Below are 25,059 nucleotides of genomic sequence, written 5' to 3' on the forward strand. Positions count from 1 at the left end.
CGCCAGTCCCATGTGCGCATACTCCGCATAGAGCATGTACTGCCCGCTCTGGTAATACTGGATATGCAGGGCGCACAATGAGCGGTTCAGCTCCTGCGCCGTGATACCCAGCTCCTTCGCCACCTGGGTGGTGGTGAAGCAGGAAACGGAATCCAAGACATTGTCCGAGTAGATCGCCTTCGGCATCAACCCATCCACCTGGTGCTCCAGATGGATGATGTTCTCACCCTTTCGGGCGATATTCACCACCTGCTCATCCACCACGCCATTCAGTCTTCGGATTTCCACATCCTGCTCGCCGATGAGCTTCTTGTCAAGTCCCATCTGCACCTCCTGCTGATGCAGCAAAGCCTTCTGCTGAATCAACCGAGCATCCTGGTCTGCTATCCAAGCCTTCTGCCCATCTAATCGGGCCTTCTGCTCCTCGATCAGCTTTCTCTGCTGCTCCAGCAGTTCCTCCTTCTTCTTCAGGGTAGCCCGGAGAATCTCCTCGGCATTGCGAATCGTCTCCTCCTCGCTCTCCCCCTCCTTCACTGGGATATAACCGCCAGTCTTGCGAATCTGCGGCAGCACCACCGAGGTAACCCAATCCTTGAACTTCACCGCCGTAGTCAGTTTCGAACCGAGCACCAGGGCATAGAAGCCGCTCTCGTTAACGAAGATCATCTGCACAACCTGCATCTTACCTTCGCAAACACCAAAGCGGTTTTTAGCAAGTCTAGCAACATAGCGTTTTGCTACATCGCTAGACCTAACATGCTGGTTCACAGCGCAAGACGAATTCTTATACCCGAGCACATCACACAAATCCTTTGCACAGAACCAAGGATCGCCCTTCTCATCTATAGTAGTGCGAACCGTTCCGAACTCCGGATTCTCAAACACAGCAACCTGTACAGCCTGTTTCTTATTGGCTTCCTTCTTGTCGGCCACCTTCTTACCAGTCTGCACACTCTTCTTGGCAGAGCCGGCATTCTTGCCATTCTCTGCCTTCTGAATTTTTGAATTCATCATAAGCAAAAAAATTAAGTAAATATATAAAAGGTACCCGACGGATACCTCCGTAAAAAAATACACGCTAAAAGTTTCCGCAAATATTTTAAGTTGAGGAGTTAACTCCTCTAACTTCCTCACAAAAAGTTCTGCAATAAAAAATGTATCAACCTTGTCAAAGACCGATGGGCTGATACGCTGCGCCACTTACAACATGGCAGGAAAACTATCCCAGCATCCTGGCGATAGAAAACGCAAAAGCCCCAGACCTCAGAACCGGTATCGTTCTGAAATCTGGGGCAAAAGTACGGCGATATTTTGGATAAAAAATGGGGCGTACCCGTACGGTCGTACTAGTACTACTTACCAAAAAGCCGCATTATCGTAAATATTCTTTGATTTTTTCACCAAAATCCAATATAGAAGGCATAGAAAGCGCATCATTATAACGGGTTCTCATCACAGAAGGCTTCATATTCCAAAATCTCGAAAACACCTTCCATACATTATTTATCCCCAATGCAACGGATATCTGATATGCAAGATACGCCTTCTGATAACCGGAAAGATTGAGAGGTTGGAAATTCTCATCTAAAATCTCCTCCTTATATAATCTCATCAGGATTCTTGCCGCCTTCTCACTCTTTAATTCTTCAGGCAACTGAGGGATAAAAGGCAGAAGCGGCATAACTTTCTGAGAAAAACCAGATTTATCTTCTCCTTTATCCTGACCTTCATTCACATCCTCAAAGTCAGCTTCATTGAGATTGCTATCTGATGAAGAACCAGATGATGCTTTATCAGAAAACCCACCGAAGATGTTGTGACCAAAATGCCAAGCTGGTGCATTTTCGAAATTAACATTTAAGTTTATTGTCATCATTCAGCAGATTAACTAGTTGTTGAACACTTGTAGTCATCTCCAACATGCGCTTGCCGTTGAGATAAACTACGATACCTACACTCAAGCTGATTACGCCTATATTGGAAAGCGCAACCAACAGAAACAAAATTTTTTTAGCCATAATAATCCCTTTCTTAATCTTTAATTTTTGAAGGATTGACTAAAAACTACCATTGACTAGTTAGAGAGGGCAGCCCCCATGATTTTCATGAGGTGAGGCAGCTATCAAGGCGTTGTTGACTTATGACCAGCAAAACCCTAGTGGTTCATGTAATTTCTTTCATTTCTTTCGAGGTTTTTAAGAGTATTGATTGATTATTATTGTTTTGTATTATTATTCCGCCTTGTTCACAAACTGGCGGAGATCTACTTTCTTTTTTATCAAATCTTCCACCGCTTCAGCTCCTGCGCCGTAGATTTCTTTATATTCTCTTTGCAGTTGATTGATGCGGCCAAGTCTTTTGGTTCTATCTTTAATATGCTTTTTAGATTTGTAGTTCTCTACGGCCTCATATTCTTCATGCAGATAGTGACCTATTATATAGCAGAATTTTAGAATGGTTTCAATCTTTATTTTAGAATCGAAATTCAGGAAATTCCGAATCGTATCATAAGAGACATGGAATTCATTCACGATTGATTTCCGAGGAGAAATATCCTCACCAATCATGATACCGAGAAGAGTTCCAATCCTCTCGATATATGATAATCTCATCAACCTTACAGCCGGAGATTCTGAATTTTCTATTTCTTTTGCCTCTTCAACCATTGCTATTTTTATTTTTCCGTGTAAAATTAGCAATAATCGGTGGTATTTCCAAGCGTTTTACGTCTCTAAGGGACGTAAAAAGAGTGCGTATTTTTTTCTGATTGTCAAAAATATATATGAAAAAGAGAGAAAGTGAGCATTTTTAGTGCTACACTTCCTCTCCTCGACTTTTATGGATGGATAGGCAATTCTATTACCATTTCCACGGCTATTTCGTCACAGCATTATACAATGCCTGATAGTCCGTGACTACATCATAAATGTAACCATTCTCGCTGATGGCAGCAAAATGCTTTTTGGCACACGCTATCTTGCTTTTCTCGATGCCACGTAGATGTGAACCCAGAAGATCATTACCCTTGGTTTCTGCCACAAAATAAACATGCTTCACGCTGCCTTCACGGAATGCCACAGCCCAGTCGGGATTGTATTTGCCCATAGGAGTATTAATGTAGAAACCACGAGGCAGTTTGGTATAAACCACCACGTCATTTTCACGTTCCAATGACTCGGCAAAGTTCTTCTCTACACCCATACTGTCGAGCACTACCAGGTCGTAGAGCGACTTCTTTGACTCTATGGCATTGATACCCAACTTGCCTCGCAGAGCATCCACCGTAAAGATGTCGGTAGAGAACTCATCATTCAGCTTCTCGTATGTAATACTCTGGATAACAGCAGAAGCCTTGCAGTCGTTGATAATCAGACCGGTCTTGATGACAAATTCCTCAGGATTCATCTTGAACATGCTGAATGTTTCCGGCTTGATACCCTTCAGAATTTCCACGATGGTCTTTCTCGTCAACCCCGTAGCAGTTACCAGCTGACCTATCAGGTCGTATGTCACTTCCTTGCCCACAGCTTCCGTTACATGGATGGTTCGGACATCGCCCTGAGTCATTGCCACGCCCGCTTCAAGCGACTCCTTATCTCTGATTTCATCCATCGAACCGCCTTCTACCACGATGCGGATTTCCGTAACCCTCAACTTTTCATCAAGTTCCTCGATGGCTTTCTTCACAAGACTAGAAGTTTCAAAGCTTACCTGATAGTAGGTGCGGCGGTTGATGCGCTTCCAGAGATTCTGGAACTCCTTCTTGGCAAAATTGTCCTTCTGCAACTTGGCGAGCTTAGGCTTTCTACCATTCTCCGGTCTTACAGCCGCAGGATCAAAGACGGTATCAAGGGCTGCAATAATGCCCTCCCTCCAATCATTAGCCTTACCGAAGTCGAGCCTGTCATTGCGCTTATCCTCAAAATACTGAGCGGTCAAAGCACCGTTATCATCCACATAATCTTTGCGGATGAGGGCATTATAGATCGCTCTTGCCTGATTGATATCAAACTTGCCATTGGTTCCATCTGCCATCGTATATGACCTGCCCTCGAAAAGATGGGCGGTGATAACGATTGGTCGGTCGCCACAGGCTTCAGCCATCTCCGTCTGCAGTTTCTTGGCGAAATCATCATAACTCTCACTGGCTATCACGGTGAGGATATTGGTTTCAAACACATGGTCACCCAATACATCCGCATCCTGGCGTTCACCCTTCTGATTCACGCAAAGGCGCATTCCTCGTCCCACTTCCTGGCGTTTCTTGGTCTCATTGTCCGAGTTCTTCAAGGTGCAGATCTGGAACACGTTAGGATTGTCCCAACCTTCCTTCAAGGCGGAGTGCGAGAAGATGAAGCGTACAGGCTCGTTCAGCGAAAGCAGGCGTTCCTTTTCCTTCATAATCAGGTCGAAGGCACGCTCTTCATTCTCGCCCTGCTTTTCCTTCGATTCCACCGCCTTGCCCTTCTTATCCATGGAGAAGTAGCCCTGATGCACCTTGGATGCCGCATTGCGAGGGTCTGAAAGATAGCGCAGATAGGCTTCATCCGTAAATGATGGCAGCATTTCTGAAAGCACTCGGGTATATTCTTCCTCAAACATCTTGGCAAACTTACCCTTGCAGTCCTCACTATCATAGACTTTGTAGCTATCCACATGGTCGATGAAGAACAGACTGAGCACCTTGATATGCTGACTGAACAGCTGGCGCTCACGCTCCAGATGGGTGCGGATGGTTTCACGAATCTGAATACGACGGATATAGTCTTCGTTCACACTACCCACGGCATCGCCTTCATGCAGAGTCAAGCCGTTGAGGAAGCGGACGATTCCCTGCCTGCCGTCTATGCGTTCTACGATGAAGTTGTTGTCATACTCGGCAAGTCCCCCACTCTGTTCCTTCAGGTTGAAGCGCTCATCCACGAGTTTGCTTACCTGTTTTGTTCCAGTCTGCGTCTTGATGTCGAAGCTGATGCGAGCCTGCGGATTGCCCTTGCCGATGACGATTTCCTCCAGATAGACGTAGCCGTTGGTGGCGGTACTGCCTACCTGCCTGATACCCTTCACCTCTATCTTCTTCACCAGTTTCTGGTTGTAGGCATCGATGGCATCCAGCTTATACACCATATTATATATATCGCCCTTGCGGTGGGTGGCGCTATACAGAAGGGTGAAGAGCGGCTTGAACATGGCAATACCCTTACGGGTCTTGTTTTTCTTGTCCACACCCAATACCGTCTGAGGTTCATCGATAATCATGATAGGATGGGTCTGTGCCAGCACGTCGATAGGACGGCGGGAACCGAACTCATCACGTCGTTCGAAGATGATGCGGGCTGCCTTGTCAGCTTTCTTCAACTTGCCTTTCTCCATCTTATCGGTTGACTTCTCCTCATCCATAGATGCGTTGAATGCCTGGGTATTGATAATCATCACGTGCATGCCTGCATCGCTGGCAAAGGCATCTATCTTACTGAGCTGCTTGGAGTTATACATAAAGTATTGCATGCGCTTGCCGTATTCCTGGGCAAAATGCTCCTGCATGCTCTCAAAGCTCTTCAATACACCTTCTCGGATGGCGATGCTTGGCACCACCACCACAAACTTGGTCCAGCCATAGCGGGCATTCAGTTCATACATGGTCTTGATGTAGGTATAGGTTTTACCCGTACCCGTCTCCATTTCGATGGTGAGGGCGGTACCTACGCCTTGCAGCTGCTGCAGTTGTTCTACGGGTTTCAGCCCCTGTTCTGTCTGTATGGCTCTTACATTCTCGCAGACGGCTTCCGGTGCGAGAATAACGTTCTTGTTGCCAAAACCCTTTACTACAAAGAGGTCTTGATTTACTCCCTGGTCCACGATATGGTCGCTCTGTCCGTCGCTTTTGGGCTGACCTGTAAAGGCATTAGCCACAGCCAGCGCCGCTTCGGTTTGGAAGCGTTGATGTTTATATCTGAGTTTCATAGGCTTAAATCACTCTAATATTCTTCACTACTTCCTGGTCGCTCCAATCCAGTTTCTGCTTGAAGGTCTCGTAGATATTAATCTTGTCGGCATCCTGGGCAAAGCAACTGTCACGGAAAATGACACGCAAAGGCATCTTTTCTGCCATGGCCTTAACTACGTCTTCTGAAACGTTCTCTGCGAAGCAGGCCACCAGGTCGCCGTCGTTCACGGTATAGATGGTCTTGCCATCCACCACTTCCTGGGTCATAGGCAGAGAGAGCTGAACGCCCCAGTCGAGCATGCATCCAAAGAGCAGGTCGAGGTCGTTTCGGTCGGTCTTGATGTTGTTCAAGAACAGATCGAGCTGGTCTTGCTTGAATTCCTTTGGAGAACGTTTTACATCCTCGTAATTGCCTTCGTCGAGACGGAAGACACGGAAGCCGGTATCGAGGTCGGCAGTAGTAAGAGGAGATTCCTCCTTGATTTTCTTGCCGGCACGGCGAATACGCTCCCTGGCGATTTCTGGGATGGTATTATAGCCAGCCTTTCTTGCCTCGCTATCTTCCGGAGTTTCTTCAGGAATCTGAACCATGATGAATTTACGGTTGCCTCCATCTTCGGCGTTGAGCTGCATCACGGCGTGAGCGGTGGTGGCAGAACCAGAGAAGAAGTCAAGAACTATATCGTCTTTTTCCGAATACATCTTAGATAAATATTTCATTAAAACAACAGGTTTTGGATAATCAAAATAATTTCCTAATTCTCCCATATCAGCTGTTGCCTTTTGAGTTCCACCCATTCCATTCAGGAAAGAAATTACATGACTCACCTCTCCACGCTTTTTAATAGTTTCTATTGCGCCAGTCTTAGTTAATACAAATACCGTACTTTGCCCCTTTGTATCAACAACTGGATTATAATCATTTTCTATAAATTCAACTAACTGTGCTCTTGAAGCCCATCCTGTTGAAGCAACAACCTTGTTTGTTGTTTTAAAATTTTCTATAATAACATCATCGGAATACTTAGGCCAGACTACACTGTCTTTTTTGATAACAAAATTTTCTATCTCGCAAGGAAAACCTATAGGAATCACAACATCACAAACTGGATTTTTGGGACCATTTTTTATGATCGTATTTCTTATTTCTTGTTTAAAGATCTTACTATCTTTCGGAATATTAGGATCTATTGCTTTAGGAAGTAGAATTTGCGTTTCATTTTTTGCATATAAATATATATATTCGTGACAATTTTTAATTCTTGCTTGATTATCAAAATTACCATCAGTTCTCCAACAAAAGAATGCGAGTCTATTTGATGTACCAAATATTTCATCTGCAATTTTTGCTAAATTTGCAGACTCTTTTTCACCAATACTAATAAAAATCACTCCATCCTCACTAAGCAGCGTTCTCGCCACCATTAGTCTCGAATAAATCATAGAGCACCAATCCGAATGAAAACGTCCATTCGAATCCATGTTCTTGATATATTTATTACCTAATTCATCTACCGAATCTGAAGCCTCAGCATACTCATCGACAGACATTGCAAAATCATCATGATATATAAAGTCCTTTCCCGTATTGTAAGGCGGATCAATATAAATCATCTTTACCTTGCCCAGATAAGACTTCTGGAGAAGTTTAAGCACTTCGAGGTTATCACCCTCAATATAAAGGTTTTGGGTGTTGTCCCAATCCACACTATCCTCCTTTACAGGACGCAGCGTCTTCTTAATAGGCTTCAAAACTTCGGCACGAGCTGCCTGTTTGCCAACCCAGTTGAACTCGTATGCCTCAGGAGCATCCTCCACTGCGTTGTCACCAAGAAGCTGGCGAAGTACGTCAAAATTAACTACACGTTTTACCCCCCCCGTATCGGCATCAGCTACCTCCGTAAAGCACGAAGGCGCAATCTGATAAAGCGCATCCAGATTCAGCTGCGCTCCATCTGCCGACTGCAATTCCATTCTATTTGGTCTATCCATATTATCTATATTTTATAAATTATTCTTCATTATTTCCATATAGTGTACGAACTCGTACACTTTTGCTGAATCAGGAAAAATCTTTCATTTCTTTTTCCCATTCAGCAACCTTCTTCTTCAACGCCCGAGCCTCGTTGTTCAGCTCCAGCTGGCGGTTAAACTGCTTTTCAGTCCGAACCCGCTTCTGCAAGGCTGCTATCTCTTTCCTGCCTTTCTGTATCAAGGACTCCAGCTCCACCATACGCTTGGTTTCCTCGCTATTGCTCGTGCCATAGCCGGAAATCACACCTGCCATATTTTCATAGATGGCATCCATCGTAAGCCCCTGGATAGGCAAAGACAAATCTGCCTCACGGAGCCATTCCGAAGCGAAAGACTTCACTATCCTGAAGGTTCCAGCTGCAGCATCCAGCCATTCCTTATAGTTGAGCAGCAGCTTATACTGCCCCTCATATTCCAGAACAAACACCACGTGGCGAGGCATGTTCCTATCGATGAAGAGGAAGACATCATCCGGACAATCCTGCGACTTCAGCTGCGCAGAAAAGACCACAATCTCGTGAACCTCCTTGCCATCTGCCACATTGAGGGTGGAAGGCGCCAGCTTATAGAGCCACTTGATGGCCACCACATCATCTACGAAGTGCTGCTTCATCTTCGCATTCACTTCCAGATGCCTGTAGAAAGCGTTCTTGGGAACAGGCTTGCCAACAAACGTGGTTGGAGGATAATGTAAATCTATCATACTATCTGATAATTAAGAATGTTATTAACTCAAAGTCATCCAGCCCCTTGGCATCTCCCAGCAAGGCACTCGTCTCGCCCATGGAGAACAGGCTGTCGATATCCGACTCTTCCTTCACAGAAATGATGCTGTCAACCGCCTTCGCCAACATATCACTGTAATGGCTCATCTGGCGGCCATCAGCCGTTTCCCGGTTGATGATGGCACACAACTCCTTATCCGGCTGACTCTTGCCTCGGCAAACGTGGCGCATCACATCGAGCAGTTTCTTAGGCTGCAGGTGGTCGCAGATGACGGAGCCATCTTCGCCCAGATACACCATATAGAACGGATGCAGCAGGTTCTTCCTATCGATATTGATATTCCTGTTCCGATTCTTCAGGATGAAGATAACGCCCGGCTTGGCGTTCTCCGAACTTGCCACCACCGCATTCATACCAAACGGCGAGTGCTCTACATTCGGATTTTCCTTGACGTATGCCAGCAGGTCGAGGCGGAATTCATTCAGACCCAAATCCATGATGTTGATGCCGGTATCCATATCCTCTATGTCCATCACCTCTTCCTGAAGCTTCCTGAGCTGGTTCTTGCGGTATTCCAGGTCGCCCTTCTCGTTCTGCGACAACAGGTTGTCGTCGCCCGTACTGGTGAGGACAGTGGCCTTCATACGGCTCTCCACACGGCCTTTCAGTTCGATATACTGGTCCAGCTCCATATCCGGCCAGTAGTTAACCAGCTGGATGACATCGTTTCTGCTGCCGATACGGTCCACACGGCCGAAGCGCTGGATGATGCGCACTGGATTCCAATGGATATCATAGTTGATGAGGAAATCACAATCCTGCAGGTTCTGGCCCTCGGAAATGCAGTCGGTGGCAATGAGCACATCAATCTCCTCGGTGGCATTCGGGAAGAGAGCTGCCCGGTCTTTCGATACGGGCGAGAAATAGGTCAGCACATTGTTGAAACTCATCGGGAACTTCGGTATGGTGCATTTGCCATCCGTAGAACCCGTGATAAGTGCCACATTCAACCCACAATCCGCCTTGATGCGTGCTGCCAACTGGTCGTACAGATAGTTGGCGGTATCAGCAAAGGCTGTAAAGATAATCACCTTCTTGTTGCCCGGATTGATGGGATGCTCAAACTTGTGTTTCAAATCTTCGATGAGCATCTGCAGCTTGGAGTCGTGCTCGGGAGAAATATCCTGGAGCATAATCTGAAGCAGGGCAAGATTCTCCTGGTCGCTGCGAAGATCACGTGACCAGCGAACCACATCAATATCCCGGAGATTGATTTTGGAATTTCTGCCCACAAATGGGTCGTTATCGCTATCTGTGCTATCCAAATCATCCGTAAACTCGGTAACATCCACAGAACCGCTGCGCCCATTGCTTTCAATGGTATTCAGCGTTTCGTCTATATATTCCTGGATGCGCTGCAAGGTAAGACGGAAGGAGTTGACGCTGCTCTCCAGACGTTTGAGCAGGTTGGTAGCCATCAGCTTGCGGAGACCTTTCTCGCGTCCGTCGATAGAGATACCCGAGCCTTCCATATTGATTTCATAATCCTCCTTCACGCTATCAAAGATATAGAGTGACGGCGTATAGATGCTCAGATTCAGCCTGTTCAGCTGTTCAGCAATCTCGCTGAAAGAGATACTATCGCTCAAATCCGTCAACTTTGGGCGGCGGGATATAGGAGCCAATCTGGTAGGGAACTTACCGATATCCTTTGTATCGTAGTATTTCACGATGTGGCTTCGGCTTCGGGCGATGGTAACCGCATCCAGCAATTCGAAGAAATCGAAGTTCAGTTCTTCAAGCAGGCGTTGTGTGGTGCGCTCTTTGGGCTGCAACTTGGTCCATCGGTTGTATGCCAACTGTGCAGAACGGAACACATCATCTATGCTGCGGTCGATGTCAAGAACCTCATTGATTTGCTCAGCATGTCCTTCGTATGCCAGTTGCAACTGGTTCTTCAGGTCGTTGAAACGGTTGTTGACTGGAGTGGCACTCAGCATCAGGACTTTTGTCTTGATTCCTGCTCTAATTACCTTGTTCATCAGTCGCTGATAGCGGTTTTCCTTCTTCTTACCATCATCTACGATATCCAGGTTGTCAGCCTCATCATCCTCGTCATCCACATTACCGCCATTGCGGAAATTGTGGCTTTCGTCTATGACTATCAGGTCGTAGTTACCCCAGTTGATTCTTTCAAGATCAATTCCGTTTGACATACCTCTATCTCGGCTTAAATCGCTGTGAAACAGGATATCATAGCGAAGGCGGTCGGCGGCAAGAGGGTTGTTTTTGTAATTAGTCTTGAAGGTGCTCCAGTTGTCATAGAGCTTCTTAGGGCATAATACGAGCACCGACTTGTTGCGGTTTTCGTAATACTTGATGACGCTCAGCGCTGTGAAGGTTTTACCCAGACCCACAGAATCAGCAAGGATGCAGCCGTTGTATTTTTCGAGTTTATTGATGATAGCCAGGGCTGCATCCTTTTGGAAATTATAAAGTTTTTTCCAAATCACGCTTTCCCGGAAGCCGGTCTTCTCGTTAGGAAGAACATCCTCGTTGATATCATCGAGAAACTCGCTGAAGATATTATATAGCGTGATGAAGTAGATAAACTCGGGTGAATTTTCCTGATAAACGGTTTCAATGTATTCCAGCACCTTGGCAGTTACATCCTCGAACTTATCGCCATTCTTCCACTGTTCATTGAATACGTTCAGATACTGCTCGGCGAAAGGTGAGGGCATCACATTGATCATGGAATATAAGCTATTCCCCCGCTCGCATCCCAATTCTGTGGTGGTAAACTCATTGAAGGGTGCATAGACATAAGGGGCAGTGCCGTTTACGTGAATAAAGCCGACCATCGACTCCTGTGACACATTTGATTTGAACTTCACCTTGCGTCTTATCCAGTTGGCGCATTCCTTGGCGATGGCTTTCTGCTCCAGTTTGTTACGGAGTTTGATTTCGAAGTCGGAGCCATAAAGATTGCGCTCACGGTTGAGTTTTGGAATGAAGAACTCACGCTTCTCCTTCTTCACCTTATCCTTGATGAAAGTAGGCGAAGTGAAGATAAAACGCAACTCATCAACGTTCTCCAGTTCTTCCTTCAATGCTTCGAAAGCATAGATGGAAAAAGAGGCTGCAGCTATTGACACACGAGATCCTTCAGATAATTTGGACTTCAAATCATCTACTACCCGTTCTGACACGTTGTTTATAACCTTAATCAATTCCATAAGTTTCACCTAATAATCAGATAGTTACGCTACCAAAAGTGCAATTTTAATACACTTACTCCTTCAAAAGTACAACAATATTTCGAAACACGCAAGAAAATTGGGGAAAAGTTTAGAAAAAGTTATCAGGAAGGGGAGAATGTTTATAAGTGCGCGAAAAATATAAGAAAGATGAAATGATATCCGATTATTCGGATTCTTTTGTATCTTCGCGAAATAGAATCAAAAGAAAAGAATTATGAAGAAAGTATCAAATGACATGAGATGGTTCGTTGACCAACTAAGGATGGCAGAAGGAATTCTGGCAAATGCGTTAGAAAGAGCCGAGAATTTTTCAGAACACGACAAGCGCATCATCAGTAAAATAAGAAGGGTGGTTGATATGGCTGACCTCACATTATTGCAACTGCTCTCTCCCATAGCCCCATTATGAGCTACTATCTTTCTTACATACTCTGTTCTTTCTGCAGTTTCAACATCCAGCAACTCAAAAGTCCAATATTGTTCGCCAGAGGGATTGAATCATTTGGAAACACCAAATTTTTGGCAGAAATTTTTGCGACCTGTACGGTTGAAATTACCCAATACGCCCTGAAAGGGCAGAAGCTCCTAGCCCAGAGCATCGCCCTGGGTAATTACGGATACAAACTTGTCGCCCTGTAAGGGCAAAAGCTTTAAAATACTGGGCTATATACAAAGCTTTCGCCCTTACAGGGCGTATGGGATGTGGCTTATGACACACCCTCATTTTTTGGGGGGCATTTTTGGTCAAAGTCATTTTTGTCAAACTCGACTTTGGAAGATACGGATTCTTCATTATTCTGAGCCAACGATTTATATCCCCCCATTGCAAATGCCATGCTTGACCATTCACCTTATTGACCAAGATAAACTGATATATATTCTTCGTAGGGTAAAGTTCAAGGCATTAGAACCATAACTATCTTGCTTGGACACCAAGTCAAAACTACGATGGACAGATTACTTTTCTACTTTACCACGTCCTTTACAAGTAGGACACTCGCCAAAGACTTTGCCTTCAGCGTTACATTTCGGGCAAGTGACAGCTCCTTGCCCATGACAATGCTTACACTCCACAACACCTTGACCGCCACAGGAAACACAAATGCTTATTCCCCTGCCTCTGCACATGGAACACCTCTCCTTGCCACTACCTTGGCACATCGTACATCTTTGCACTCCTCTGCCTTTGCAAAAGAAACAGGTTTCTCCACGGGAATCTATTCCTGCCCCCAAACACATACCACAACGTTTGCCTCCTTCTCCCTGGCAAAAAATACATTCTTTTCCGCCTGTTCCTTGGCAATGAAAACAACGTTCGCCTCCTTCTCCGCCACAAGCTCTACATGTCACCACTTGAGTTCCATCACAATAATCGCAGCGGACAATTTTTTCTCCATCACATCGGTCACATTTAACCCAAGCATCACCCTCACCATTACATGTAGGGCAGGTCATATAATACACATGGTCGACCAGACAGATGATAATAATTGCCAGAACAGTAATGAGACTGCATAATCCAATGTAAAATTTACTTTTCTTTATCATTTTGTAGATTCATTTGTGTATTTATTTGCTATATCATTCCATCTTGGGATATTGAGATGAATACCAAATGGCAGGGCGAATATTAACTATCACCTTGTTCTTATACTGCACCTTGACAGGCCATGTTCCACTTGTGCTGCATATCTCCCAAAGGTTCTTCAACCATATTCGCTCTATCTCTACCACACCATTCTCCATCTTGTATTTTACGAGCGACCAATTTGATACATTACCTTTGGTCTTGGGAGAAGAGCTCTTTATAACTATTGTTTCATTTACATGTACCATAAGCCTATAGTTTAAAATTCGAATATTTTTAAAGCTTTTGCCCTTACAGGGCGTTGGTTTATATTTCATTAATACCCAGGGGGTTGCCCTGGGCTAGGAGCTTCTGCCCCTTCAGGGCGTGTGGGGCAAGCCGAAAGGGAGCAGCCGAAATATACACTACGGCTGAAGCGGCTTCAATTCTTCTTCTGTCAATCCAGTAGCCTGCATGATTTGCGACCAAGACATACCCATTGACAACAAGTTACAGGCTATTGTCAAACCTTTAGATAATTCACCTTCTGCACGAGCTTCTGCTCTACCTTTAGCTATACCTTTAGCTATTCCCTTTTTCTCTCCTTCTACATAAGAGCCATAAAGGCCAGAGTAGTAGTCGTCAACAGCCTTGATACTTTCATCGTATTTTTCCCGCTCCTCACTACTCAAGAAACGAACATCTGGCAATTTTGCAAGATGATCGAGCATCTTCTTTTGTTCCGCTAAAGGCAAATTTTTAAATACTTCATCCATTTCCTTATACTTCAATACATAAATCAATTTTTCAATGCCAGTTCTTATTTCCTCATTTTCTGAATTTCCTCCAGCGGAAGCTCGGTGGCCGTTGATACTTGCGCTTCAGAAAGACCCATTGACAAAAGGCGGTAAGCTGTGTCTAACTTTTCTTTAGCAATACCTTTAGCAATTCCCTTTTCCTCGCCTTCAACATACGAGCCATAAAGACCGGAGTAGTAATCATCAACAGCCTTAATACTTTCATCGTATTTTTCTTGCTCCTCACTACTCAAGCAACGAACATCCGCCAATTTAGCTAGATGATTGAATATCTTCTTCTGCGCCGTAAACGGCAATCTTTCCAATACTTCCATATACTTCAATACGTAAATCCATTTTTCAAAACCAGTCTCGCATTCTTCCTCACTCTTATCAAAGAAAGGAAGAGAAAGATAGATGAAACGAAGCTTATCAGAAAACATAGAGTCGCTAGACTTCTCCCTTAAAGCCACGTCTGTCCTAAACTTTGTCACCTCATGCTCCCTTGGCATAAAATTCATGATGCAAACCACATAAACCGGCACAAACTGGTATAAAACAGCTGTGCGGACACCAGCTTCATCAAACTTCTTGCGCTGGGCAACAAAAGCCTTACTAGCATAATAGATGGAACGATTCACAAAGAAAGGTACCCATCTGTTCTGCATCTCAACGATGAAATGTTTATCATCGTCGGTAACACAATAGATATCGAAGATGCAGCCACGGAGATCATTAGTATCTCCAGGTTGTTCCTTATCCTTGAATGTTACGTCCTTGATTTGAAACTCGCCTTCAAACAGGTCGTTCAAAAAATTTATCAGCAAGTCCTTGCTGAACTCTTGACCGAAGAGACGCTTGAAGCCCCAGTCGGTAAAGGGGTTGATGTATCTACCCATAAATTATCAATTTAGATTCTGTAAATCTGCCGCAAAGATAAACTTTTATTTCGAAACATGCAAGAAAACCGGGAGAAAGTTTTATAAAAAGTTGCTGGCAAGGGGAAAATATTTATAAGTGCGCGAAAAATATAAGAAAGATGAAATGGTATCCGATTATTCGGATTCTTTTGTATCTTCGCGACATAGAATCAAAACAAAAGAATTATGAAGAAAGTATCAAATGACATGAGATGGTTCGTTGACCAACTAAGGATGGCAGAAGGAATTCTGGCAAATGCGTTAGAAAGAGCCGAGAATTTTTCAGAACATGACAAGCGCATCATCAGTAAAATCAGAAATGAGGTTAGTATGGCCGACCTCACTTTGTTACAATTGCTTGCTCCCAAAGCTCCATAACAAGCTGCGGGAACCTTACAACAAGAAACAGTTCTCATTGTGGTATTTGAGATATTTCAAATGCTGATCTTCAAGCTTTACTAAATGTAAATCGCTGGTAAGTCCTATGGCTTCTCTGTCAAACTTGTCCAACAAATGAGAATACATGATTTCACCCTTGGGGTTGAAAGAAATGTATCCAAGGTCAAACAGTTTGTCATAATTAGGCAACAGAAGCAGACCATTATAACATATTTTCTTATTCATTTTTACAAAATCCGTTATAATGGAGTCATTACCTATATCTAAATATGAAACTTGTCTTCTGCATCCTTTCTTATTAAGTATTTCACAAATATTGTGCAAAGCATTTCCTCTTCGCCTACTTTTCGTTGCAGGCATATTTCGTCCCTTCAGAGAAAACTCCAGGCAACACGGTGGCAACAAATCGAAGCTTTGCATCATCCGAGATGAAGGTCTTCTCTTCGCAGAGACTGTCTATAATCTCCACACCTTTCAGCATGATACCTTTCTCCTCCTCGCTGAAGACATAAACATCATGTTCAGCGATTGGCAGACCAGACTTGAATGTGTACATCTTGCCACAAATATCACACTCTTTCTCCTTGAACTTTTGATATTCTTCACCAGAAAACTCTCTAAAGTCTTCTTCTTTAGGGATAAATCCCAATCGGAATATCCCCTGTATGGCTTGACCGCCACCAAATAGTAAATCGAAAAAATCCATATTTCTTAAGTCTTAAAATGAATAATATGACGGATTTCAGGCGTTCGTAAAAACCTGACACATCTATCGTTACTTTTAAATCACGCTGCAAAATTAATAAAATTCAGCAGACCGAATGTAGCACATCCACCCAACCTCTTCAAGGTCTCTATTACATCTTCGACTACCTTTATTTGAAAACACCAAATTTTGGGCAGAAAAATTATCACTCCGACCTCCAATAAATCGATAAGTCGGCGCTCAGGAAGATTGTCTATCCACGGACTATCTTCCCTGAGCCAAAATTACACTTCCTTCCAATCAACCAGTCCCTTTCCCATATCATCCAGCTCTATGGCAAGGGCGATTACTTTTCTCTTATCCGCCTTGAATGGCTCGGCATACTGCTTGGCTTTCATCTGCTCTTCGGCAGCATCCACGCCACCGTTGTTGCTCAGCTTCAACTCCAATACATAGATGAAGTTGGTGGTTTCTACCACCATATCAATTCTGCCCGTAGCTATCATCTTCTCTACTTCCACACGGCAACCGATGGCATTGAAGATGGTGCTCAGAATCAGGCGGTAGCGCTCCTCCATGTCCATACTGGCAAGCTTCTTGTTGCTGTAGGGCACATCCGCAATGAGCGCCTTCAGGCATTTCATGGCTTCGGGAAGATTGCCCAAGCTGAGGTGAATATTCAGAAATGCCTGGGTAGATTGAAGGTCATTGTTCTTGCGCATGGCCAATGTTGGCAACACGATTTCATTCAAGGCTTGCCTTACTTCGAAGTTAGGAATGCCAAGAAGATAAGCTCCGCTTATGTAACCCTTAATCGTGAGATAGCCCGACTGATAAAGAAACAGCTCTGCTCCGCCGCCCGTCACGTCAGAAGTTTCTATAATTGTGTCCAACAGGGCACTATGGTCAAAATCCTTCAAACGAATCTCCAGATCATCCACAAACTTTGGAAGCAAAGAGGTTGCCCCAGATGAAGCCCAATAATTCCTCAGTTTGGAATCAGCAAGGGCATTGATAAGGCTGAAAGGATTAAAGATATCCACCATATTTTCATGGCTGAAATGATAGCCATCGTAATAAGCTGTCAATTGCGCTACGGCTTCGTCGAACGTCCATCCTTTTCTTGATGCCAACTTATTGATTTCCGGCTTGAAATCACGTACCACCTCTTCTTTCGTAATACCACAGATGGCTGCATATTCCGGCTCAAAGCTGATGTTGCTCAGATTATTGAGCACAGAGAAAAGCGAGATTTGCGTGAACTTGGTGATGCCGGTGATGAAGACAAACTTCTCGTATTTGTCATCTGCCTTGAGAATGGCAAAAACCTCTCGATAGATAGCAGTACATGCTTCGTGCTGAGGAGTCTTCCAGGAATGCTGCAATGGAGAGTCGTATTCATCGATGAGAATGGCTACCTGCTGTCCGGTTTTCTCATACGCAGTTTGGATGATGGCATCAAAGCGGTCGGCAAGACTATCTGTAGGGTCAGGAACCAATGAATATACTTTTTCGTATTGTCTGAAAATATTATTGAGATAAGAGCGCAGTGTGTCCGGCTCTGCGCCGGCACGGCTCATATCCAGTCTGATGACAGGGCGCTTCACCCATTCCGTCTCCAGCTGCATGATCTTTAATCCCTCGAAGAGTTCCTTCTTGCCCAGAAAGTAGGCTTCGAGCGTATCGACCAGCACAGATTTACCGAAGCGGCGTGGGCGGCTCAGGTAATGATACGTCTTATTTCTGTTGGCAAGTTGCCAGATGATATCTGTCTTGTCAACATAAAGATAGCCTTCCTTTCTGATTTTCTCAAAAGACTGGATGCCTACTGGCAATCGTCTATCGTTTGTCTCTACCATAATTCCTAATCTGTCTTTAAATCAACTTTTCCGCAAAGTTACGACTTTATTTTCATACCTGCAAGAGTTTTCTGATAAAAGTTGAGAAAATGTGATGATTCCCTGCTCTTCTCAGGAAAGTATCAGGAGGATTACAGAGGTGGTTACAGTGGTTACGGTTACAGAAGTTACAGTTTTCATGGAGGGGGTAAAGTGCTTTCGGGGACTTACGGATTGTAAGTAGTATATATATAGATTATAAATATATAATTAATATATATTTATAATCTCTTTCTAAAGACGGAAGAAGGTAAAGGGGATTCGAAAAACTGTAACTTCTGTAACCGTAACCGCTCCTACCGAAAATCACTCTGCCGAGAACTACAGGGGAACTCCTGGGAAAACATAGGGAAACTCTCGGCTACTCATTGTTTTCTCATAGCTAACTGATAGACTTGTTTTTATTAACGGAAAACGGCGCAAATGTTAACGGCGTTTAACAGAACTCTGCGGGGCGATTTTTGGCGGTATCGGATATTTGCAGTACCTTTGCACTGTCGTTAGAAGAAAGGCTGCACTCGGCATAGTTCAAGCAAGCTTGACTCTGCGCTCGTTTGCACTTTCTTTGCACTGTCTAAAAATAATTATTAACCCTTTAAAAAACTGATTGACTATGGGACAAGGAACTAGTAAGTATCGTAAGATTATGCGTACCCCTCAGACGGGTGAGAACGCTGGTAAGAAGCTCTGGTATGCTACTGCCGTGAGCGACCGTGAGATGAATTTCGAGGACTTTGTGACTCACATCTCCGAGCACAACTCTCCATACAGCCGAGGCACCATCCACGGTGTGCTGATGGACACCCTCGACTGCCTGAAGCATCTGATTCTGGACGGCAAGAGCGTCCGTTTCTCCGATCTCGGATTGTTCTCCATCGGTATGACTTCGCGTGGCGAGGTGAGCAAGGAGAAGGTGACGGCGGCTAGCGTGCTGGGCGTGCATCTGATTGTAAGAAACACGAAGACCTGGAGCAATGCCGAGCTGAAGAAGCTCACCAAGATCGTGGCATACGACGACTATACCACCGGAGCTGATGACGGCGGCGGAACGGAGAATACGCCGGGCGGAGGTGATACCAGTCAGGGTGCTGGCGGGGAGACTAACAAGGATAACGGCGAAACATCGCAGGGCGGCGGTGGTACCAGCCAGGGTACTGGCGGAACTGACGGCGGTGGCGACGACAACGTAAGTTTGTAAATCTTGCTTGATGCGGATTGCAAATCCGCCGGAACGCCTAACGGAATTAATCACTAAAAAAACTGCCTATGAAGAAAGAAACCTGGAAAACTGTATTTCAGATAGTACTATCTATCTTGACTGCTATTGCCGCCTCTCTGGGCGTGACGAGCTGTATGTAACTTAAATGAGCATGCCAAAGTCGAAATGACTTTGGCATGCTTTTAATGTCTTTGTTGGTTTCATTTAGTTTGTTTTTAGAGTTTATAAAATTGTTATAACAGTTTATTTCTTCTAGATGTAATATTCCGCAGAATCTACCAGTCCGGCGCGAAGTGCATACTTTGTTGCTTCGTGCACGTTGTTCACGCCGAGCTTTCTGAAGATATTCTTCCGGTGGGTATTCACGGTATGGAAACTGGAGAAACGCTTCTCGGCGATTTCCTTGGTAGTCATGCCCAGGGCGATATCCTTGAGAATCTCGGTTTCGGTCTTGGTGAGATTCACTTTTTCTTCTACTTCCTGCGGCGGAGTAAGGAGCACCTCCATCATTCGCTGGCAGACAAAACGCTTGCTGTCCACGCAGAAGCGTATCGCCTCCTTGATTTCCATCAGCGAACTCTCCTTCAGGAGCACGCTGAACATACTGCTGCTGGCGATGAGCACACGTACGAAATCGGCACTCAGGTCTTCGCTGAACAGCAGCCATCGGGTATAGGGAAAGCGCTGGTTGAGAATGAGCAGTTCGGCGGAATCATTGATATCGAAAAGCGTGTAATCGAGTATCACCACCGTATCCTCGTTTTCCCGCAAGGCAAGCATCAGCTCTGTCTTGTCTTCCACATACTTGGTTTCCAATCCTTCCATTTTCTCTATCACGTATATCAGTCCGGCACGCGTGATATCCTGCTTATCTGCCAATAGAATCTTCATAAGCAAATCTCCTTCTTTTATGTTGTTATATACTCTTTTATGACCAAACTTTTATGAAGGGAGAACATAGTCTTTTACTATGTTCTCCCTGTTTTATCTTTCCTAGAATGACATGAGGAATCCCATTCGGATGCCCCACTTATCTACATTGGCATGATTCAGATAGTTGATACGGCGCACATAATCGATTCCGAAGAACTTGAAGATGTTGTGCACACCGGCTACCACCTCCCAATATGGCGTGTTGCCAAAGGTGTAGGAGTTGTTAGGGAACTTGAAAATCACGTCATCCGATGTATTCTTCACCGGATTGTTCTTGTCGGTGAGCTGTCCCCATACTCCCTTCACGGCTACATACTCGCGCCACTTCAGCTTCTTGATGAGCGGAATGCGGTTGAGAAGCTTGCCGTTCATATCCCAGGCTACCGACCAGAAGAGCTGGCGGTCGCTCAGGAACTCCCAATCTTTCATCATACTGATGGTTGCCTCCTGCTCGAAGATGGAGAGGTTGACTGGTGGCTGTACGAGCATGGTGAATGGAACCTTGTTCCACTGCATCTTGCCCACAATGTTGAAGTCCACATATCCGAAGCTGCCCAGCCACTGGCGCTTGTAGATGCCCAGCGTGGTGAGGTTGCTCTGATACTGACCGCCCATAAATCCGTCCAGACCCATGGAATGGCGGAGTGTGAGCTCAGGACTGTCGAGATTGATAGGCAATCGCTGCTGCTTGGTGTTGACATAGGTAACACCCGGATTATAGTCGATGCCCACAGATGCCTCGGTGGTGCGTATCTTCTTTACTTCCTCGCCCGTGTTCACCTTGAAATAATGCAGATTGCCCACGGTGCGGTTGCTCTGCCATCTCATTCCCGCATCGAAGCGGAGTCCCCAGTCGGTCTCATAGACGAAGCTGAACTTCTGTCGCTGATAGAGATACATCTGGTCCTGCGTAGTGGCACGGATGGTCATGAAGAAGTTATCCTTGTTGTGCAGCAGGTTGTCATCGGATGGAGAGGTGATATCGTGACCAATCTCGAAGACGAACTTGCGCATCGGGAACTCGAACGGACTGTTCTTTTTCTTGTTGAGCGAATAGGTGAAGAGATGACCGTAGTACCAGTTGTGGCTCTTCGTACCGTAGGCACCATATCCATCCCAGAAGAAGTGAGGATTGAGTGCCGCCATGGTGCGGGCTGCCAGACGCAGGCGCACGCCATCCACGTAATTGTTGGAGAGGAAGGTGTTGATAGGTCCGAGGTCGAAGAGGCTCTTTCTGCCATCCTTTCCTCCGCTTCCTATCTCTACATAGTTCTCCATGAGCGCCTTGACGCCGAAGATGATGTACTTGAATCCCTTGGAATTCTCCATGCGGTGGATGAAACTGTCCATCGAAGACTCACTCTTGGTGAGCCCCACCTGTCGGTACTTGTTCCAGTAAGCCTCATCACGGTTCATCGCATCCATATCATGCCTTACCTTTGCCTTGCCCTTGAAGAGCATCTTCGGCAAAGGGTCGAAGGCGTAATCAGTGATTCGGGTGTTTCGCACCACCAGCAGGTCCTGCAGCAGCTTGTTCATGTGCATCTCTGCTATCATATCATCCTTGGTGAGCACCCACTCGCCATTGTCGAGCTTGGTATATTCCTGCTCAATCTTCATGTCCTTCACCCAGTTGACGGCTGAGTTGTGAGGCATATAGAGATTACATTTCTTGACGTGCAGGGTACTGTCGGCAAGCACATAAAGCTCGCCTCGGAATCCGAAGTCCTGACTGTTGGCTGGGATAAACTGCAGATGATAGCAGAGGTCGCGGTTCACATACACCGTATCTTCTATATAATAATGATAGAAGCTGATGGCTGTTCTGCCCAGCGGAGACGGGAACGGATACTGGAGCAGTCGCACGTAGTCATCATAGATATCCACATCGGTGAAGACATCCTTGATGGCTGTATTCAGGATTTCTCCGGTCTGGATCACCTGTCCGATACCATTGCTCTGCTGACCCTTGATGATATCCTTTTCGCTCTTCGGGTCCTTGCGGTAAACGTGCTGCGAAACGGTCTCATCGATACTTACCGGCAGGGTGAGCTTGCCGTTGTAAGGCGAAAGCTCTACCTGATCGAGGAGATACTGTCGCTTGCTGAAGAACTTGCCCTCCATCTGTTCCTTGGTGATATCATTGAGTGCGAGGGTGATCTTCTGATATTTATCATACTGATAATAATCATAGTTGCTGAGGTCGCTCTTCTTCTTGGCAGCGATGACACGTCGCATGAGTTCCACGGCAGGGTTATCCTTGCGCTTGTATCTTCCCTTCTTCGACTTCACCACGACTTCTCCCAGCTTGTGGGAATCGTCCTTGAGCTTGATTTCGAGGAAGCTGGTTTTCTCATCTACCTTGACCGTTGCGGTCTTGTAGCTCAGAGCGCTGACGGTAAGCATCAGTCCCGGCTTCTTTTCGATGGTAAACTTACCTTCTCCATCACTGGAAACGGCAATCTTGTGTCCCTTGTACTGCACGCTTGCATACGATACGGCAAAGCCGTCATCGTCGATGACACGACCTGTTATCTTCTGCTGCGCCATCATCTGGAGTGTAGAAACCACCAGGAGGACGAGCACCAAATACAATTTTCTTATACCTTTCATTACCTTATTATATATATAGGGGCCTTGCGCCCATTATTAATCATTCTCTACTTTCAGGCTGCAAAGTTATAACATTATTCGTAAATAGCTGCAAAAACCTATTATATATTTCAGTTTTTTATGAGATTTTCAGAAATTCCTCCATCTCAGAGAGTTTCTTGATGATGCCATCGGGGATGGATTCATCCACCTTCTTCTCTTCCCACTGCAATCCCTTGATCCATAGGGTGTGGCAACCCAGCTTGTGGGCAGGAACGATATCCTTGCCATAGGTATCGCCCACTACCAGCACCTGAGAGGCAGGAAGATCGAGGGCGCAGACTCCGAGGGCGAAGATGGCTGGGTTCGGCTTGCGCACACCCACTACTGCCGATTCTATCACGTCCTCGAAATAGCCATCAATTCCTGCATCCTTCAATACCTGATTGATGTTGCCGTAGAAATTGGAAACCAGCACCATCGGATAACCATTCTGCTTCAGATGCTCCAACACCTGCTTGTTTTCATTCAGAAGAGCAAGGGTCTTGGCATTGATATAGCGAGCCATATCCACAGCAATCTGCTGGATTTCTGAATCAGAAAGGGAGAGGAAAAGGCTTTCTGATGATGCATCAGAATCTTTTCCGGGATTCCCAAGCTTCGCCTGTTTCTCAGAATCATCCTTTCCAGTCTCCAGCAATTCCTTTCCTGCCAGGAAATTCAATTCCAGGATCAGTTTTTCTCTGAGAATATCCTCGAAATGGAAATCAGGAGTCACGATGGGATTCACAGCCAGTGCTCGCTCACCATACACGTAGGCATCGCGGAAAGCCTGCTTGTAAATACTTACTCCTGGCTCAACTTCCTCGTCATCAGCCACGCCGATGCCGAAGTGCTCGTAGCCCTGCCACAGCACTTCCGACCAGTGGTCGCCCCTGGTATCGAGCGTGCCACCATAATCAAAGATGATTCCTTTTATATCCAGTACTTTCATTATTTTCCTTTATTAATTGTTTGCTGCTGGTTCTTCTGATCAGCCTCGTATTCTTCCTGAATCTTCTTCAGATCCTTGTTTCCCACCTTGATGAGCAGAATGCCGATGGCTATCCATACCAGCTCACGGATTCGGGTGATGAGACCGGTATATACACCCAGGGCACCCGTAAGATGCAGGCCATCCACCGCCAGAGCCAAACCACCCTCACGGGCTCCCAACTGCATAGGAGAGAAGAAGATGAGATTGCTGAAAAGCGATGAGAAGGCAAGAATCAGAATACTGTCGGCGATGCTGATATCCGCCGCAAAAGCCTTCAGGATAAGATAAATCTCCAGGCTCTGGAGCACTCTCGCCATCACCTCGAAGAAGAGGGAACTGTAGAAGGTGCTCTTGTGCTGACCATGCAGCAGGGCTATCTGCGAATCTATCTGCTCCAGGGTCTCCTGCTTCTCCTGCGCAAACCGCTTAGCCCAGTTCTTCACGAAAGGAATATGGGTGAGCAGACGGATGCCCTTCTGTGCCATTCCCGTCTTGTAGCCACGGGCAAAGAAGTAGATGCCGAGCAGGCAGAAGGATGCGATGAAGCCCAGCATGATGCCCATAGGGACACCTATCGGATACAGGGCGATATAGAGAAATGTAGAAAGAAACCAGAACCAGAAATGGGAGAAGATGTGCATCATCACATAGAGAATGACCGATGATGTAGCCTTGCTCACACCCGTAAAAGGCTTCAGCTCCATAATGCGGTAAGGTTCGCCGCCCATCAATCCGCAGGGAGTGGTGTAGTTCAGGGCAAATCCGCTCACGGTGAGCTTATATACTCGCCAGAACGAGAGTCCCTTTACCCTACCCTCGTCGTTGATGATAAGCCACCAGGAAATGGTGTTCACCCAATAAACCACGAGCCACAGACCGAGAATCAGCGGGAAATAGATGCCCGCCTGCTTCAGATAGCGCCAGATATCGGTATAGTCCATATCCATCGTGCAGAGCATGATGATGATGGCGATGATACCGAACGCCATGAATATATTTCTGAACTTGTTATTCATAAATGA

The 25,059-nt window shown here is 45.6% G+C and carries 21 protein-coding genes; 4 read left to right on the plus strand and 17 right to left on the minus strand.

Annotation, left to right across the window (positions count from 1 at the left end; all coding sequences use genetic code 11):
• The 7 genes from AAAT87_RS06550 to AAAT87_RS06580 form a co-directional block, all read right to left on the minus strand.
• Window positions 1–1,014 (minus strand): BRO family protein (locus tag AAAT87_RS06550; RefSeq protein WP_349225995.1); only part of this gene is annotated, 1,014 nt, incomplete at its 3' end.
• A gap of 358 nt (window positions 1,015–1,372) precedes the next feature.
• A complete protein-coding gene (locus AAAT87_RS06555; protein ID WP_153096689.1) occupies window positions 1,373–1,876 on the minus strand; it encodes a hypothetical protein in 504 nt (167 codons plus the stop codon).
• Window positions 1,877–2,231: 355 nt separating this feature from the next.
• Entirely contained in the window at window positions 2,232–2,666 is a 435-nt protein-coding gene (locus AAAT87_RS06560) for a hypothetical protein (RefSeq protein ID WP_349225996.1), read from the minus strand.
• A gap of 208 nt (window positions 2,667–2,874) precedes the next feature.
• Entirely contained in the window at window positions 2,875–5,964 is a 3,090-nt protein-coding gene (locus tag AAAT87_RS06565; protein ID WP_349225997.1) for a type III restriction-modification system endonuclease, read from the minus strand.
• A gap of 4 nt (window positions 5,965–5,968) precedes the next feature.
• Complete coding sequence (locus AAAT87_RS06570) at window positions 5,969–7,939, minus strand: site-specific DNA-methyltransferase (protein ID WP_349225998.1); 1,971 nt, start codon at window positions 7,937–7,939, stop codon at window positions 5,969–5,971.
• Window positions 7,940–8,009: 70 nt separating this feature from the next.
• Window positions 8,010–8,684: a DUF4391 domain-containing protein gene (locus AAAT87_RS06575; RefSeq protein WP_349225999.1), complete on the minus strand. Its 675-nt coding sequence runs from the start codon at window positions 8,682–8,684 to the stop codon at window positions 8,010–8,012.
• A gap of 1 nt (window position 8,685) precedes the next feature.
• The gene (locus tag AAAT87_RS06580) at window positions 8,686–11,946 is read right to left on the minus strand and encodes a helicase-related protein (protein WP_349226000.1); all 3,261 of its coding nucleotides are present in this window, start codon (window positions 11,944–11,946) and stop codon (window positions 8,686–8,688) included.
• A 238-nt stretch (window positions 11,947–12,184) separates the two neighbouring features.
• Here AAAT87_RS06580 and AAAT87_RS06585 point away from each other — a divergent pair, with 238 nt between their 5' ends.
• Window positions 12,185–12,379, plus strand: a complete 195-nt coding sequence (locus AAAT87_RS06585) for a hypothetical protein (protein WP_349226001.1) — start codon at window positions 12,185–12,187, stop codon at window positions 12,377–12,379.
• 1,172 nt (window positions 12,380–13,551) lie between these two features.
• Here the strand turns inward: AAAT87_RS06585 and AAAT87_RS06590 are convergent.
• The 3 genes from AAAT87_RS06590 to AAAT87_RS06600 all read right to left on the minus strand — a co-directional run bounded on the left by AAAT87_RS06590 (window position 13,552) and on the right by AAAT87_RS06600 (window position 15,233).
• Window positions 13,552–13,806, minus strand: coding sequence for an NgoBV family restriction endonuclease (locus AAAT87_RS06590; RefSeq protein WP_349226002.1), 255 nt, complete (start codon window positions 13,804–13,806; stop codon window positions 13,552–13,554).
• 156 nt (window positions 13,807–13,962) lie between these two features.
• Window positions 13,963–14,313, minus strand: a complete 351-nt coding sequence (locus AAAT87_RS06595) for an Rpn/YhgA-type helix-turn-helix domain-containing protein (RefSeq protein ID WP_349226003.1) — start codon at window positions 14,311–14,313, stop codon at window positions 13,963–13,965.
• A gap of 44 nt (window positions 14,314–14,357) precedes the next feature.
• Complete coding sequence (locus tag AAAT87_RS06600) at window positions 14,358–15,233, minus strand: Rpn family recombination-promoting nuclease/putative transposase (protein ID WP_349226004.1); 876 nt, start codon at window positions 15,231–15,233, stop codon at window positions 14,358–14,360.
• Window positions 15,234–15,440: 207 nt separating this feature from the next.
• On the opposite strand from AAAT87_RS06600, the gene AAAT87_RS06605 reads away from it, so the two are divergent.
• Complete coding sequence (locus AAAT87_RS06605) at window positions 15,441–15,632, plus strand: hypothetical protein (RefSeq protein ID WP_349226005.1); 192 nt, start codon at window positions 15,441–15,443, stop codon at window positions 15,630–15,632.
• Between the two features lie 15 nt (window positions 15,633–15,647).
• Here AAAT87_RS06605 and AAAT87_RS15545 read toward each other — a convergent pair whose 3' ends face one another.
• The 3 genes from AAAT87_RS15545 to AAAT87_RS06615 all read right to left on the minus strand — a co-directional run bounded on the left by AAAT87_RS15545 (window position 15,648) and on the right by AAAT87_RS06615 (window position 18,218).
• Window positions 15,648–16,076 (minus strand): HNH endonuclease, encoded by a 429-nt coding sequence (locus AAAT87_RS15545; protein ID WP_431997026.1) that lies wholly within the window; start codon window positions 16,074–16,076, stop codon window positions 15,648–15,650.
• On the minus strand, window positions 15,994–16,359 hold the full coding sequence (locus tag AAAT87_RS06610) for a hypothetical protein (protein ID WP_349226006.1): 366 nt from the start codon (window positions 16,357–16,359) through the stop codon (window positions 15,994–15,996). The genes AAAT87_RS15545 and AAAT87_RS06610 overlap by 83 nt, the downstream gene beginning before the upstream one ends.
• A 284-nt stretch (window positions 16,360–16,643) precedes the next feature.
• Window positions 16,644–18,218: an ATP-binding protein gene (locus tag AAAT87_RS06615; protein WP_349226007.1), complete on the minus strand. Its 1,575-nt coding sequence runs from the start codon at window positions 18,216–18,218 to the stop codon at window positions 16,644–16,646.
• A 652-nt stretch (window positions 18,219–18,870) separates the two neighbouring features.
• Here AAAT87_RS06615 and AAAT87_RS06620 point away from each other — a divergent pair.
• Together AAAT87_RS06620 and AAAT87_RS06625 are read left to right on the plus strand one after the other, a co-directional pair.
• Complete coding sequence (locus tag AAAT87_RS06620) at window positions 18,871–19,455, plus strand: HU family DNA-binding protein (protein WP_349226008.1); 585 nt, start codon at window positions 18,871–18,873, stop codon at window positions 19,453–19,455.
• 68 nt (window positions 19,456–19,523) lie between these two features.
• The gene (locus AAAT87_RS06625; RefSeq protein WP_153090123.1) at window positions 19,524–19,616 is read left to right on the plus strand and encodes a smalltalk protein; all 93 of its coding nucleotides are present in this window, start codon (window positions 19,524–19,526) and stop codon (window positions 19,614–19,616) included.
• Window positions 19,617–19,728: 112 nt separating this feature from the next.
• Here AAAT87_RS06625 and AAAT87_RS06630 read toward each other — a convergent pair whose 3' ends face one another.
• From AAAT87_RS06630 to AAAT87_RS06645, 4 genes are all read right to left on the minus strand, one after another.
• Window positions 19,729–20,367, minus strand: coding sequence for a response regulator transcription factor (locus AAAT87_RS06630; protein ID WP_296974304.1), 639 nt, complete (start codon window positions 20,365–20,367; stop codon window positions 19,729–19,731).
• A gap of 102 nt (window positions 20,368–20,469) precedes the next feature.
• On the minus strand, window positions 20,470–23,022 hold the full coding sequence (locus tag AAAT87_RS06635; protein WP_296974307.1) for a DUF5686 and carboxypeptidase-like regulatory domain-containing protein: 2,553 nt from the start codon (window positions 23,020–23,022) through the stop codon (window positions 20,470–20,472).
• A 118-nt stretch (window positions 23,023–23,140) separates the two neighbouring features.
• Entirely contained in the window at window positions 23,141–23,995 is an 855-nt protein-coding gene (locus AAAT87_RS06640; RefSeq protein WP_349226009.1) for an HAD family hydrolase, read from the minus strand.
• Window positions 23,995–25,053 carry a lysylphosphatidylglycerol synthase transmembrane domain-containing protein gene (locus AAAT87_RS06645; protein WP_349226010.1) on the minus strand — a complete coding sequence of 353 codons (1,059 nt, stop codon included), beginning with the start codon at window positions 25,051–25,053 and terminating at the stop codon, window positions 23,995–23,997. Before AAAT87_RS06645 ends, AAAT87_RS06640 begins: the two co-directional genes overlap by 1 nt.
• Window positions 25,054–25,059: the final 6 nt, after the last annotated feature.

Origin of the sequence: Segatella sinensis (genome assembly GCF_040095255.1) — a bacterium.
Lineage (GTDB): Bacteria > Bacteroidota > Bacteroidia > Bacteroidales > Bacteroidaceae > Prevotella > Prevotella sinensis.